The sequence below is a fragment of the Mesorhizobium sp. LSJC285A00 genome (genome assembly GCF_000503155.1).
Taxonomy (GTDB): domain Bacteria; phylum Pseudomonadota; class Alphaproteobacteria; order Rhizobiales; family Rhizobiaceae; genus Mesorhizobium.
This window is the reverse complement of record NZ_AYVK01000029.1, coordinates 17,955-31,164: the sequence shown is the minus strand read 5'-3', so window position 1 is coordinate 31,164 and position 13,210 is coordinate 17,955. Positions and strand designations below refer to the sequence as shown.

Sequence of the window (13,210 nt, the reverse complement as noted above, 5' to 3'; positions counted from 1 at the left end):
CGTTTCTCCCCGTATAGTGACGGGGAGAAAGGGCTGACCGCAGCCTTGGCGCTCTTCTTGCAACGTTGGCGATTGGCGGAATCGTCGATAACAGCGACCCCTCTCCCCGCCACTATACGGGAGAGGATGCCGGCAGGCAGGTGAGGGGCAGCGCCAACGCACCGGAAAATGAAGCAACTCATGCCTGAACCGTTTACCCTCCATTTCGTCCAACCCCTTGCAGTCCGCCGCAACTTTGAACAGTCTGTGCCTACACGGGGGCAAGGCTAAATGCGCGGCGAAGTTCTTCACTATGACGAGGCCCAGGGTTTCGGCTTCATCACCGGGGCGGACGGCAACCGCTACACCTTCGCGCGCGAGGATCTGCGCCGTGATACCGTGATCGCGAACGGCGCCGTGGTCGAGTTTCTGCCGGCAAGCGGTCAGGCGCGCGACGTTTTTTCAATCCGCGCCCAGCCCGCCAGTCCCGCCACCGCTGCGCCAGCGGCAAGCGTCGCGCCGCCCAAGGCGGCTGCCGCTTCAGCCGCGCCACAGCATTTCGGCCGCCTGGCGGAAGACGGCGCGGTTCGCGATAGCGGACTGCCGGGTTATTTCTGGCGAGGCGTGACGCGCAACTACATCAACTTCGCCGAACGCGCCCGCCGCAAGGAATTCTGGGGCTACTGCCTGTTCTGGACCGTCAGCTTCATCCTGGTCGGAATTGCCGGCGCCCTCGCCGACCAGGCCGTCGGCAATTTCGATGCCGGCAACTGGCCGATTGTGATGATCGGCGTCTGGGGGCTGTTTTGGCTAGCGACGTTCCTGCCCTGGGTCGGGCTCGTCGTGCGCCGCTTGCACGACATCGGCCTGACCGGCTGGCTGGCAATACCTTACTTCGCAATCACCTTCATGTTCGCTCCGGCTACGCTGATCCTCGCGCTGATACTCGGATTGATCCCGACCCAGGCCCACGAAAACCAGTGGGGGCCGGTGCCTGGAGGAGGCGGAGCCTAGACCGCACCAGAAATGAGCTGCCGGCTGTTTGCGGACAGCCGTGCTTTAACAATGGCTTAGGTCGCAGCCAGGAAGGCAGCTGCTGTTTTGACCGGACGAACGAAATATTTCTCTTGCCATTTTGTCTGCGCACAGATAATCTGTGCACTCCTTAAATCGACGATCGAAAACGGATGATGGAGCCAAGACAAATGTGGACCAACGAGTACACCGCAATTTCCCCCCTTTCGGCGCAGGCCATCTGGAACGCGCTCAAGGCGCTGCACGAAGGCCGCCTCACCTACGAAGGGTCCGATACCTTCGTGCTGCACGGCCCGTTCGCCAAGGGCACCCGCCTCTCTGTAACGCCCGTCGGGCAGGACACCTTCGAATCGACGATCGTCGATCTTGTCGACACTGTGACGTATGCCGACGAGACCTCGTTCGGCGACACGAAACTGCTGTTCAGGCATACGCTGACGCCGGTCGAGGGTGGCACTCAAGTGACGCATCGCCTCGAGATTTCCGGCCCATCGGCCGCCGAGGTCGGACCAGAGCTCGGGCCGCAGATCAGCGGCGATTTCGACACTTCGATGGCCAAACTGTTCGAGCAGGCAAGGGAGTTGGCGAACGGTGGCTGATCGGGGGGATCTGCAAACGCGCTTCAGCGGACCATCCGAGAGCCCCGGCTTGTTGCTCTGGCGAACCACCATGCGCTGGCAGCGCGTCATGACGGCGGCGCTGGCCCCGCTTGACCTTACGCATGTCCAGTTCGTGCTGCTGGCTTCGGCGATGTGGCTCGGCCGCTATGGCGAGCCGCCTAACCAGGTGCAGCTCGCCGCCCAGGCCGGCACCGAGGTGAAGATGACATCGGACGTCGTCGCCCGGCTCGAGGCAAAGGGACTGATTGTGCGGGACACCAACCCGCGGGATTCCCGCGCCAAGGTGATCCGCGTCTCCACGACGGGGACGGCCGCAGTCCAGCGCGCTATCGTCGCCGTCGAAGCCGCCGACGCTGCTTTTTTCTCAGCCGTGGATGAGGCGCAACTCGTCGGCCTGCTGAAACGGCTGGCCGGCGAGATCCGCTGAGTCGGCCGCTAAGCCAGGAACTTGGCGATGATGGCATCGCCCATTGCGACAGTGCCGACTTCGGTCATGCCCTCGGACATAATATCCTTCGTCCGCAGCCCGTCGTCGAGCACGGCGGCTATGGCGCCTTCGAGCTTGTCGGCCTCATCGACCATGCCGAAGGAGTAGCGCAGGCACATGGCAAACGACGCGATCATGGCGATCGGGTTGGCGATGCCCTGTCCCGCAATGTCGGGCGCCGAGCCATGCACCGGCTCGTACAGCGCCTTGCGCTTCTTGGTCTTCACATCGGGCGCGCCGAGCGAGGCCGACGGCAGCATGCCGATCGATCCGGTCAGCATGGCGGCGATGTCGGACAGCATGTCGCCGAACAGATTGTCGGTGACGATGACGTCGAACTGCTTTGGCCAGCGCACAAGCTGCATGCCGCCGGCATCGGCCAGCATGTGGTCGAGCTTGACGTCAGCATAGCGAGTCTTCTGGGTCTGGGTGACAACCTCGTTCCACAGCACCCCGGATTTCATGACGTTGCGCTTTTCCATCGATGTCACGTGGTTCTTGCGCGTGCGCGCCAGCTCGAAGGCGACGCCGGAAATGCGCTCGATCTCGAACGTGTCGTAGACCTGCGTGTCGATGCCGCGCTTCTGGCCGTTGCCGAGATCGATGATCTGCTTCGGCTCGCCGAAATAGACGCCGCCGGTAAGCTCGCGCACGATCAATATGTCGAGGCCCTCGACGACTTCCTGCTTCAGCGAGGACGACGCGGCCAGCGCCGGATAGCAGATGGCGGGCCGGAGATTGGCGAACAGCTCCATATCCTTGCGCAGCCGTAGCAACCCGGCCTCGGGACGCACCTCGTAAGGCACCTTGTCCCATTTCGGCCCGCCGACGGCGCCGAACAGCACGGCGTCCGCAGCCATCGCCTTTGCCATGTCGGCATCCGAAATCGCCGCGCCATGCGCGTCGTAGGCACAGCCGCCGACCAAGCCTTCATCAGTGGCAAAACCGCTGCCGAGCTTTGCGTTCATGGCCGCGATCAGCTTCTTCACCTCGGCCATCGCCTCGGGGCCGATGCCGTCGCCGGCGAGCAGGAGAAGATTTTTCGAAGCCATGGAGAACCGTCCGATGCTGTTTGGAGAAACCGCGGCCTTGCTAAACGCCAAGAGCTTGCCGCGCAAGGGGATGAAGAACGCTACGACGGCGCCCGCGTCTCAAGACCTGGGTTCCTCGCCGTGGCCAGAGGCGGGGGAGAGGAACAAATCACTTATGCGACAAAATATTCACCAACCGGCCGAACGGATCGCGCACATAAAACCGCCGTACGCCCCAGGGTTCGTCGGCCGGACCATACTCGACGGCAAAGCCGGCGGCCTTCATGCCTTGCAGCGCCGCATCGACATCGTCGACCTCGATGGAGAGGTCCGGCACCGGCGTGCCGGAGCCGCCCTGGGCCATGAAGCTGATCTGCACCTGCATCCGTTCGTCGGACCCGTAGGTGACGATCCAGCCCTGATCCATCAGCACATCGAGGCCAAGCACGTCCTGATAGAAGCGTTTCGCCGCCGCCGCGTCCTGCGTCCCGATATTGGCTACGATGCGCCGGACCGTCATGGCTTTGGCCTCTTCAAGCCGTGCGCCGCAGCGCCGTGACTTCGATCTCGATCTTCATTTCCGGCTTGTTGAGCTGGCACACGATCATCGTCGCCGCCGGCCTGATCTCGCCGAAAGCCTCGCCGAGGATGGGGAAGACGACGTCCACGATGGCCCGGTCTGTGATGTAGTAATGCGTCCGCACCACATCGGCCATGTCGAAGCCGCCATCCCTCAGCGCCTCCGCGATGGTCGCCAGGCAATTGCGCGTCTGCGCCTCCACCGTTTCCGGCATGGCCATCGTCGCATAGTCATAGCCGGTGGTTCCCGAGACGAAGCACCAGTCGCCCTGCACCACCGCGCGCGAATAGCCGGCGGTTTTTTCGAAGGGCGAACCGGTGGAGATGAGTGTGCGCATGGAGCCTCGCTGTGGTTTCGAACACTTTGCAGGAAAAGGGCCGGCCAGGCCATGGGCCAAGTCAGGTGCAAATCTTGGTCGTCGGCGGGACAGCACCCCCCTCTGGCCTGCCGGCCATCTCCCCCCTCAAGGGGGGAGATTAGCAGTTCGGACGCCTTTCTCGCTTTCCACATTTGCGATTGGCGAAAGCCAGAGTGACGTCTGATCTCCCCCCTTGAGCGGGAGATGCCCGGCAGGGCAGAGGGGGGTGTGACGGATCGCGACGGAACAAGCATGAACACCGAGTGTTCGCCGCGCTGCCGCGAACCCTAGTTCCCCGACTCCTGCGCCTTGTCCATTGCTTCCTTCACATCCGCCGGCCAGTCCGCCACCGGCGGCCACGCCTGCGGCTCGCCATTGTCGCCGCGCCGGGCGAAGTAGAGCGTGTGCTTGGCCGGGTCGACCGCCATGAAACCGTCATTGCTGCCGCATGCGTGCGGCACGCAGCCGGTGGCGTAGAAGGCGCCCGACGCCGTCTTTTCGGTGCCGCCGCCGACCAGCAGGCTGGTCGCCATGTCGGGCATGGTGTCGCCGAGCAGCGTCTGCGCCGCCTTGTAGACGGCCTCATTGTGGAAGGCGTCGATGATGTTCTGGTATTTGGCCGGATCGACGTCCTTCCAGTCCGTACCCGGCTCCGGCGCGTAGGTCAGGTCGCCCGAGATCGTCAGCCCGTCGCTGGGCGACCATTGCAGCGCTTGCTTCGTATCGCCCGGCAACAGATACGGCACGAAATAGATGGCGTTGTCGGCCACCGCCGACGGCGGCGCGCCGCATTCGTCCTGTTCGACCTTGAGGCTTTGTATCTCGCCGCCTTCCGGCTTCCAGACGATGACCTTGGCCGGGCCGCACTGGTTGCCGCCGTCGCCGACATCGACCAGCGCCACGTTGACGCCGCCGACCTTGACTGTTCTGTCGAAGAACACGTCGTAATTGCTGGCCAGTTGCTTGCCGTCATAGGCCAGCACCTTTTCGCCATCCTGCTCTGGCTCGGTAATGGTCAGTTGCCCGCCCTCGAACGGGACCGGCCCCTGGCTGTCATCGTCCGCCAGGGCCGCATTGCTCGACGCGCCCGGATCGGCGGCGGACGGATCTTCTGCCGGCACGAGGACCGTGTCGGTCTGTGCTTGCGCGCCGGCCACCGGCATCAGCATCCACGCCAGCGCGCAGGCGCCGGCANCCCGGCTTTGTGGCGGCCGGCCATGCCGTACCACTCAGGCCCAAGGACGCTCGGCAGCGTTCTTCTTCTCGAACGAGGCGATGGCGCCGGCCTTCTCCATGGTCAGGCCGATATCATCGAGACCGTTCAAGAGGCAGTGGCGCTTGAAGTCGTCGAGGTCGAAGCTGACCACGCCGCCATCGGGCCCGCGGATTTCCTTGGCCTCGAGGTCGACCGACACCGTCGCATTGGAGCCGCGCGAGGCGTCATCCATCAGCTTCTCCAGATCTTCCGGGCTGACGGTGATCGGCAAGATGCCGTTCTTGAAGCAGTTGTTGTAGAATATGTCGGCGAACGAGGTCGAGATGACGCAGCGAATGCCGAAATCGAGCAGCGCCCACGGCGCGTGCTCACGGCTCGAACCGCAGCCGAAATTGTCGCCGGCGACCAGGATCTGCGCCTTGCGGTAGGCTGGCTTGTTGAGCACGAAGTCGGGGTTTTCCGAGCCATCGTCCTTGTAGCGCATTTCGGCGAACAGGCCGCTGCCGAGCCCGGTGCGCTTGATCGTCTTGAGATAATCCTTGGGGATGATCATGTCGGTGTCGACATTGACGATCGGCATCGGTGCGGCGACGCCGGTGAGCTTGGTGAATTTTTCCATGGCTTTTGCCCGTTCTTGATCGATAATTCGTTGCGTCAGGGTTTGCTGCGCCCGGTTTACACAAAGCGGCCGGCAAATAAAAGGCAACTGTTGGTGCGCGGCCCGATCGAAAGATCGGCGCGGCACTGTCTTTAAAACCGGCTGCCGTTGGTGCACCTTACGCCCATGACCGCACAATCGAAGATTATCTATGCCCGGGAGCCTGAACTCGACGTCGCCGAATTCCGCCGCGTTCTGCTTGAATCCACGCTCGGCGAAACACGCCCCGTCGATGACGACGCCCGGCTGCAGGCGATGCTTTCGGGCGCGAACCTGGTGCTGACGGCGCGGCTCGACATCGAAGGCAGGCCGCTGATAGGCGTTATCAGGGCCATCACCGATTTTTCCTGGGTGTGCTACGTCTCAGAGCTCGCCGTATCCCAATCTGCGCAAGGCCTCGGCATCGGCAAGGGCCTGATGGACGAGACCCGCCGGCAGCTTGGGCCTTCGGTCGCCATCAGCCTGATCTCGATGCCCGACGCCGTCGGCTTCTATGAGCGTATTGGCATGACGCGAATGGCCGACGCGTTCTGGTTCTCCCGCGAGGGCTGACGAGCGTCGGGCGCAATTGCCGATCGGGTTGGGCAGTCAAGGCGGGGCAAGGTTCTCGGCAATGCGGAACGGTGTTCAGGACCCCGCGGAGCAACGCCTCCTTGTCGCCCTTGACCCGCGCTTCATCCGGTCCAAATCCGCAGCATGGGAAATCGCCGATCTCTGATAGGCACCGCCGGATGGGGAATTCCGTCTCGATACAAGGCTGACTTTCCGCAGCCCGGGTCGCATCTCGAACGTTACGCAAAATGCTTTCCGGTCGTGGAAATCGACACCTCCTTCTACAAACTGCACCGCCGCGAGACCTATGAGCGCTGGGCGCACGCCGTGCCGGAGCACTTCCGTTTCGCGGTCAAGGCACCGAAGAGCATGACCCATGAGCATCGCCTCGCCGATTGCGAGGGGCTGACAGAGGACTTTCTCGGGCAGGTCGAAGGTCTCGGCGAAAAGCTGAGCGTGCTTCTGGTGCAGCTGCCGCCAAGCCTGCCCTTCGAGCCGGAGGTCGCCGGCGGCTTCTTCAACATGTTGGGCAGGCGTAGCCTGGCAAGGCTGGCATGCGAGCCGCGCCATCCCAGCTGGTTCAGTGCCGAGGCGGAGCACTCCTTGTTGACAACCGGATCACGCGCGTGGCCGTTGACCCGGCCCCGATCCCTGAGGCGGCAGGGCCGGGTGGCTCGCCCGGCCTTGCCTATTTCCGCTGGCACGGCGCGCCGCGCGTCTACTATTCGGACCACGATGCCGAAGCGCTCGACCGGTTTGCGCGGCAGGTGGAAGCAGCGGCCGCTTCCGGTGCCGAGGTCTGGGGCTTTTTCGACAACACGGCTGCCGGGCATGCACTGGGCAACGCGATGGCTGTCAGTGCGATGGTTGCTTAGACGCTCGCGGGACAGCACCCCCCTCTGGCCTGCCGGCCATCTCCCCCGCAAGGGGGGAGATCAGATGCCGCGACCGCTTTCGCCAATCGCCGACGTTGCAAGAATGGCGCCTTCGCCGAAGCTGCCAATCTCCCCCCTTGCGGGGGAGATGCCCGGCAGGGCAGAGGGGGGTAGGCAGGAACTCGACAGTGAGCTTTTGCCGCCTCAAATCACATTCAATTCCCGGAACGCCCTTCCTTCGGCCACTCTGGCGTACCCAAACGCCGAGCAATCCACCGTCCGATACCCGCCATGCACCAACAACTCCGCCAGCGCCTTGCCGACCGCCGGCGCCTGCTGCAGGCCGTGGCCGGAAAATCCGTTGGCAAAGATGAAATTGCCGACCTCGGGATGCGGTCCGATCACCGCGTTCTGGTCGAGCGTGTTGTAGTCGTAGTGGCCGGCCCAGGCGCGTGTCGGCTTGATCGCCTCGAAGGCCGGAATGCGGGTTGCCAGCACCGGCCAGATCACCTCTTCGAACAGCGGCCAGTCGACGCCGAAATCCCTGGGGTCGGCGGGGCCATCGCCCTCCTCCGGCTCGGCGCCGCCGGTGAGATAGACCGAGCCTTCAGGCCTGACATAGATGCCGGAGGGATCGACCAGCAGCGGCATGTCGGCGTATTTTTCCCGCGCCTCGAAGACGAAAACGTTGCGCTTGCGCGGCTCGACGGGCAGGACGAGTCCCGCCATGCCGGCCACCTTGCCGGCATTCGGCCCGGCGGCATTGACGACGATGCCGGCTTGCAGTCTTTCGCCATTGTCGAGGTCCACGCCGGTGACGCGATTGCCCTGCCGCTCGATGCCGGTGACATCGGCGGCCATGAAATCGACTCGTCTGTCGCGCAAGGCCTTGCGGAACAGCGTCAACATGGCATGCGCGTCGAACCAGCCCTCGCCGGTGCGGCCGAAGGCGCCGGCGCTGATGCCTTCGGTCGACAGCCATGAAAAGCGCTTTGCCAGCTGGTCGGCGTCCTCGAGCAGAATGTCGGCGCCCTCGGCGACCTGCGCCTCGTGGTTGGCTTTCAGGATCGGCAACCCGGCCTCGCCGGCCAGGATGAGATAGCCGCCTTCGCGAAAACCGATATCGGCATCGGTGCCGAAGGTCTCCTTCAGTCGCCGGAACAGGTTTAGCGTGAACTGCGACAGCCGGATATTTTCCGGAATCGAGAATTGCTGACGGATCGAGGCCATGGACAGCGTCGTTGCCGCATGGGCGAATTGCGGGTCGCGTTCGATCAGCGCGATGGAGCCGGAAAAGCCTTCCTCGCGCAGATAATAGGCGACCGAGGAGCCGACGATGGCTCCGCCGATGATGACGGTGTCGTAGCGCACTTTGTTCTCCAATCCGGCCGCCGGCATCCTTCACGCCGCCGGCACAATGATCTCGAAGCGCGTGCCGCGCCCGGAGTCAACCAGCGCGATCGTGCCATCATGCGCTTTCAGGAGGGCCAGCACTATGCCGAGGCCCATGCCGGTCCCGCCGGACTCGCGCCGCGTGGTGAAGAACGGCTCGAAAATGCGTGCCCTGTTGCTCGGCGAGATGCCGGCGCCGTCGTCGCTGACCGCAATGGTCACCTTGCCCTCGGCGCTGCCAGCCGCCAGCAAAACCTGGGTCGCGCCGTGCCTGGCCGAATTGTCGATCAGGTTGGCAAGCAGGATCGCCGCATTCTCGGCCGAGATGCGCAGACCGATTTCGCCGCCCGTCTCGATGGTAACAGCCAGCCTGCCGTCCACCGGCAGCAATGCCAGCGCCGCATCAAGCGATGTGCTCTCGCCGCTCGGCGCCAGGTTTTCCGCGCGTGCCAGGTCGAGCAGGCGCCGTACCAGCAGATTGAGCCTTCCGGCATCGGTGACGATGTTGCCGGAAAACCGTTTGCGTTCGACGGCATCCATCGCCTCGCCGGAATCGCGCAACAGTTCCGCCGCGCCCTGGATCGCCGTCAGCGGCGATTTGAGCTCGTGCGAGACATGGGTGGCAAAGGTCTGGATCGAGTCGGAGCGCGCCTGCAGCTTTTCGGCCATGTCGAGAAAGGCCGCGGACAGCTCGGCCATTTCGCGCGTGCCGTGATGGTCGAGCGGCCGGATCGCGTCGCGGTCGCCGGCGGCGATGCGCCTCGTGCGCTCCATCAGCGCGTAGATCGGCCGGCTCACGGTGCGCAGGAACACCAGCGCGATCAGCAGCGTGCCAGAGAGCATGGCGATGGCCGCCAGCGTCACCTTGCCGCGTTCGCCATAGAGATGCTTGACGATGTTGTTCGGCGTTCGAGACAGGTAGATCACGCCGGCGACATGGCCGTCGACCGCGATCGGCATGGCGACAAAGACGCGAACTTTCGTGCCGCGGCTGACCGAATAGAGGGGCGGTGGCGGCTGGTCGGGAATTCTTTGTCTCAACACGCTGGCGTAGTGGCCGGCAAGGGCGGTGCGCACCTCTTCGACATTGGCCAGCGATAGTCCGACCTCGTCGCGCCCTGCAATGACAACGCCGCGCGGATCGAGCAGCCGGAAGCCGGCCAGCGTGGTTTTTTGCGTCGTGTCGAGAATGCCGGACAGGCTGGCGCCGATCGCCGCGAAGGCTGGATCGATGGCCGCGGCGATGCCGGCGGGTCGGGTCGGCAGCAGGTAGTCGGAAGCGAGATCGAGGCTCGGCTCGATCGGCTGGTAAGGCGAGTCGTCGCCGCGGCTGGCATCGCCGCTGTCAGCCTGCATCGGCACCCCTAGCTTCTCCGGGGCAATGGCGGCGTCACTGATATTATGTGCATAGATGGCGGCGATGACGGCGCCTTGCGCGATCAACTCGCCCTCGGTGTGGCGGATCAGCTGGTTTTCATAAAGCCGGAAGAAGAACAGGCCGACCAGCGGCAGCGCCAGCACCATGATGAGGATGGCGAGAACCACCGTGGCCAGCCTTGGCCGCCATTTGGTGCCGATCCATTTGGCGTCGCTCAGGCGCCGCATCGGCCGAGCCGGAAACCGACACCATGCACGGTTTCAATGGCGTCGAGACAGCCCGCCGCCGCCAGCTTGGCGCGGATGTTGCGGATGTGGCTATCGACGGTACGGTCGGCGACGTGGATGTTGGCGGCATAGGCGCTGGCGACCACCAGGTCGCGGCCCAGCACATGCGCCGGCCGCGCCAGAAATCCCCTGAGGATCGAGAACTCGATCGCCGTCAGCGCCAGCGCCTTGCCGTCGAAACTGGCGCCGTGGCTGGCCGGCACCAGGCTGAGCTTGCCATGCGCAAAGTTCTTGTCACCGGCGGGGTCCGGGGCCACCGGGCGGGCGCGGCGCAGGATGACGTTGACGCGCGCCACCAGCTCGCGCGGGCTGAACGGCTTGGTCACATAGTCGTCGCCGCCCATTTCCAGCCCGAGGATGCGGTCGATCTCCTCGTCTCGCGCCGACAGGAACAGTACCGGCACATCGGAGCGCTGCCTCAGCCGCCGGCAGACTTCCAGCCCGTCCATCTCCGGCATGCCGATGTCGAGCACGACGAGATCGGGCACGCGGCGCTCGATCGCCTGCAGGGCCGCGGCGCCGTCGGACACGGCTTGCGTCTTCATCCCGGCCTTTTCCAGCGCAAAGCAGATGATCTCGCGTATGTGCGGATCGTCGTCGGCGACCAGGATCTGATGCGGCATGGATCTAACGGTCCGGCACTGAAGGTTGCGAGGGCTGGGTAGGTGGAGGAAGCACGAGCGGACCTCTCTTGTCGAGAACCTGCACGAGCCTCCAGCCGCGAAAGCTCCAGGCGCGCCACTGCCTCTGCTCGGCGATAGTGTCGTCGATCATCATTTGATCGGCCAGACAGGTGGTTTGGTTTCCGAATTGGTGCAGGTAGAGGCGGTCCAGCGCCGGCATGGCGGCAGCGCCGAGCGAGCGCAGATATTCGGTATCGATAGGCGTGCCGTCGCCGGTCATTTCAAGGGAATGGTCGACATTGAAATTGGCGATCGTTGCGGCGAAGTTGATGAAGCAGCAGGCATAAAGCGTCGCCGATAACGTCGCAAGATTGGCGGAGAGCAGCCATTCGTTGGATTTTCCAAGCGCGATGCGGGCAATGATCAATGCAAGCCCTGACGCCACCAACCCCATCCAGACGAAGGCGGCGATGCGCCAGTAGGTCAGTGCATAGACGCCGATATAGAGATCGAGCCTGAGAATCGACGAGATGACCAGCACGATGTTCTGCGTCACCCAGGCATAGACCAGCCGGCGGATCAGCGGATCGCCTGAGGTTTCGCTGCCCGGCCGCAGCGCCGCCAGCACGAAGCCGGCGGCCAGCAGCGCCGTGGCGATCAGCGGATAGGCACCGCGATGCGCATAGGCGGCATAGCTCAACCCGTCCGGCAGGGCGACCCCACCCCAGAGATAGGCTGCGTCGAGCCCCGTCTGCAGCGCAAACAAGGCGTTGAAGACGATCAGCGCGCGCAGGATCGCGGCCTTGCCGAAGACGACGGCCTCGATCGTCGTGGCGGATTTTGTCGCGGCCGGTGCGGCCACGGCTGCAGGCGGCGCCAAAGGTGGAAGGCGGCGTGGGGGTCGGCGCAGCAAGCGCGGCAGGCGAGGCCGCAGGAAAGCCCAGACGCCGGCGAGCACGAACAGCCAGAAGACGATCCGCGCCAGCTGGATGAGATCGAGCAGCTTCATCAGGTCGATCAGCGACAGCCAGTATTCGATGACCGGATTGGCGGTGCCGAACAAAAGCAGGAACACCGCGCCCAGCGTCACCGGCATGACCCAGACGATGATGGACGCCAGGTGGATGCGGCGGCCGCCAAGCCGGCGCACCGTGCGGCGCCATTGGAAAAAGTCACGGATAAGGCGCAGCGGCGCCGCCAGCAGGAACAGCGCGACCTGGCCGGCAATGCGGGCGATGCCGTGCCGCAGCCGCCCGGACAGGGACAGCGCAAACACCACCAGCGCCACGACAGCTATCGCCACCGACAGCGGGCTGACGTTCTCGGCCAGCGGCAGCAGCGCGACGAACAAAGCGGCCGGCTTGAGCCAGGGTCGGGTGGAATTCAGTGCGGCAGGATGCACAGCGACCACCGCGCCGGCGATCAGGATGGCAAACAGCAGCACCGTGATCCCGGCGGGCTGGCCGTAAAAGAAAAAATCCGCCAGCGCCACGAGCAGGACGGCGATGCCGAAGCGGCTGGAAAAGCTTGCAAACGATGTCATGCGCGGATTTTCCTGATGGGCTGGGTCCGCTCGGCCGGTGGGCGGATAAAAGGGAGCAGGCTCGCTTCCAGGTAAGGGCGGGCCGCCGCCCGGGGCGGATCGACCAACCACCAGCTTTCGCTGCGCAGGCGATAGGGCAAGGACCAAAGGTGAGCGTTTCGCTGTTGCATGCCGCTGTTGTCGCGGGCTCGCATGGAAACGGCGGGGCGGAGCGGAGGAGGTTTTCCGCAGGGATGTGCAGTTTTCGTGCAGGACCTGTGCTTACGGCCGGGGCGCTCCCCCCCCATCTTTCCGGACGTTGGCGCTGTCCCAGCCAGGCTCCTTTCCTCTCCCTCCGGAGGGGGGAGAGGTGGCTCGGCGAAGCCGAGACGGAGTGGGGGAACCACCTGGCAGTCGCCGCGAACGGACATCGGAAGGGCACTGAGCGCATGGGTCGACCCCCACTCCGTCGAGCTTCGCTTGTCCAGCCGATAGATGGGTAACACTTTGAACCGGATACATAGGTGACACTTCTCTCCCCCTATGCGTCCGCCGCNGCCGGTGTCCAGCCGATAGATGGGTAACACTTTGAACCGGATACATAGGTGACACTTCTC

The 13,210-nt window shown here is 64.3% G+C and carries 14 protein-coding genes and 1 pseudogene; 6 read left to right on the top strand and 9 right to left on the bottom strand.

Annotation, left to right across the window (positions count from 1 at the left end):
- The first annotated feature begins 270 nt into the window (after positions 1-270).
- From X726_RS146910 to X726_RS146920, 3 genes are all read left to right on the top strand, one after another.
- Positions 271-993, top strand: a complete 723-nt coding sequence (locus tag X726_RS146910; protein ID WP_023671695.1) for a DUF805 domain-containing protein — start codon at positions 271-273, stop codon at positions 991-993.
- Positions 994-1,184: 191 nt separating this feature from the next.
- Entirely contained in the window at positions 1,185-1,613 is a 429-nt protein-coding gene (locus X726_RS146915; protein WP_023671694.1) for a polyketide cyclase, read from the top strand.
- A gap of 70 nt (positions 1,614-1,683) precedes the next feature.
- Positions 1,684-2,061, top strand: coding sequence for a MarR family winged helix-turn-helix transcriptional regulator (locus X726_RS146920; RefSeq protein ID WP_023671693.1), 378 nt, complete (start codon positions 1,684-1,686; stop codon positions 2,059-2,061).
- Between the two features lie 8 nt (positions 2,062-2,069).
- Here the strand turns inward: X726_RS146920 and leuB are convergent, their stop codons facing one another.
- From leuB to leuD, 5 genes are all read right to left on the bottom strand, one after another.
- Positions 2,070-3,173, bottom strand: coding sequence for a 3-isopropylmalate dehydrogenase (leuB, locus tag X726_RS146925; protein WP_023671692.1), 1,104 nt, complete (start codon positions 3,171-3,173; stop codon positions 2,070-2,072).
- A gap of 148 nt (positions 3,174-3,321) precedes the next feature.
- The gene (locus X726_RS146930; protein ID WP_023671691.1) at positions 3,322-3,672 is read right to left on the bottom strand and encodes a VOC family protein; all 351 of its coding nucleotides are present in this window, start codon (positions 3,670-3,672) and stop codon (positions 3,322-3,324) included.
- 13 nt (positions 3,673-3,685) lie between these two features.
- Positions 3,686-4,069 carry a RidA family protein gene (locus X726_RS146935; RefSeq protein WP_023671690.1) on the bottom strand — a complete coding sequence of 128 codons (384 nt, stop codon included), beginning with the start codon at positions 4,067-4,069 and terminating at the stop codon, positions 3,686-3,688.
- Between the two features lie 308 nt (positions 4,070-4,377).
- On the bottom strand, positions 4,378-5,253 hold the full coding sequence (locus X726_RS146940) for a hypothetical protein (RefSeq protein WP_245272142.1): 876 nt from the start codon (positions 5,251-5,253) through the stop codon (positions 4,378-4,380).
- 66 nt (positions 5,254-5,319) lie between these two features.
- Positions 5,320-5,925 (bottom strand): 3-isopropylmalate dehydratase small subunit, encoded by a 606-nt coding sequence (gene leuD, locus X726_RS146945; RefSeq protein ID WP_023671688.1) that lies wholly within the window; start codon positions 5,923-5,925, stop codon positions 5,320-5,322.
- A 165-nt stretch (positions 5,926-6,090) separates the two neighbouring features.
- Here leuD and X726_RS146950 point away from each other — a divergent pair, with 165 nt between their 5' ends.
- The 3 genes and pseudogenes from X726_RS146950 to X726_RS1000000172425 all read left to right on the top strand — a co-directional run bounded on the left by X726_RS146950 (position 6,091) and on the right by X726_RS1000000172425 (position 7,391).
- Positions 6,091-6,516, top strand: coding sequence for a GNAT family N-acetyltransferase (locus tag X726_RS146950; protein ID WP_023671687.1), 426 nt, complete (start codon positions 6,091-6,093; stop codon positions 6,514-6,516).
- Between the two features lie 144 nt (positions 6,517-6,660).
- Positions 6,661-7,065 (top strand): annotated as a pseudogene (locus tag X726_RS1000000172430) (DUF72 domain-containing protein); the annotation flags it as partial.
- A 77-nt stretch (positions 7,066-7,142) separates the two neighbouring features.
- On the top strand, positions 7,143-7,391 hold the full coding sequence (locus tag X726_RS1000000172425; RefSeq protein WP_023671685.1) for a DUF72 domain-containing protein: 249 nt from the start codon (positions 7,143-7,145) through the stop codon (positions 7,389-7,391).
- Positions 7,392-7,595: 204 nt separating this feature from the next.
- Here the strand turns inward: X726_RS1000000172425 and X726_RS146955 are convergent, their stop codons facing one another.
- Genes X726_RS146955 through X726_RS146970 form a run of 4 tightly spaced genes read right to left on the bottom strand, consistent with a single transcriptional unit; the run spans position 7,596 to position 12,614 of the window.
- Positions 7,596-8,762 (bottom strand): FAD-binding oxidoreductase, encoded by a 1,167-nt coding sequence (locus X726_RS146955; protein ID WP_031215218.1) that lies wholly within the window; start codon positions 8,760-8,762, stop codon positions 7,596-7,598.
- A 30-nt stretch (positions 8,763-8,792) separates the two neighbouring features.
- On the bottom strand, positions 8,793-10,388 hold the full coding sequence (locus tag X726_RS146960) for a HAMP domain-containing sensor histidine kinase (RefSeq protein WP_023671683.1): 1,596 nt from the start codon (positions 10,386-10,388) through the stop codon (positions 8,793-8,795).
- Complete coding sequence (locus X726_RS146965; protein ID WP_023671682.1) at positions 10,376-11,071, bottom strand: response regulator transcription factor; 696 nt, start codon at positions 11,069-11,071, stop codon at positions 10,376-10,378. The genes X726_RS146960 and X726_RS146965 overlap by 13 nt, the downstream gene beginning before the upstream one ends.
- A gap of 4 nt (positions 11,072-11,075) precedes the next feature.
- Positions 11,076-12,614 carry a DUF4173 domain-containing protein gene (locus tag X726_RS146970; protein WP_023671681.1) on the bottom strand — a complete coding sequence of 513 codons (1,539 nt, stop codon included), beginning with the start codon at positions 12,612-12,614 and terminating at the stop codon, positions 11,076-11,078.
- Positions 12,615-13,210 lie beyond the last annotated feature (596 nt).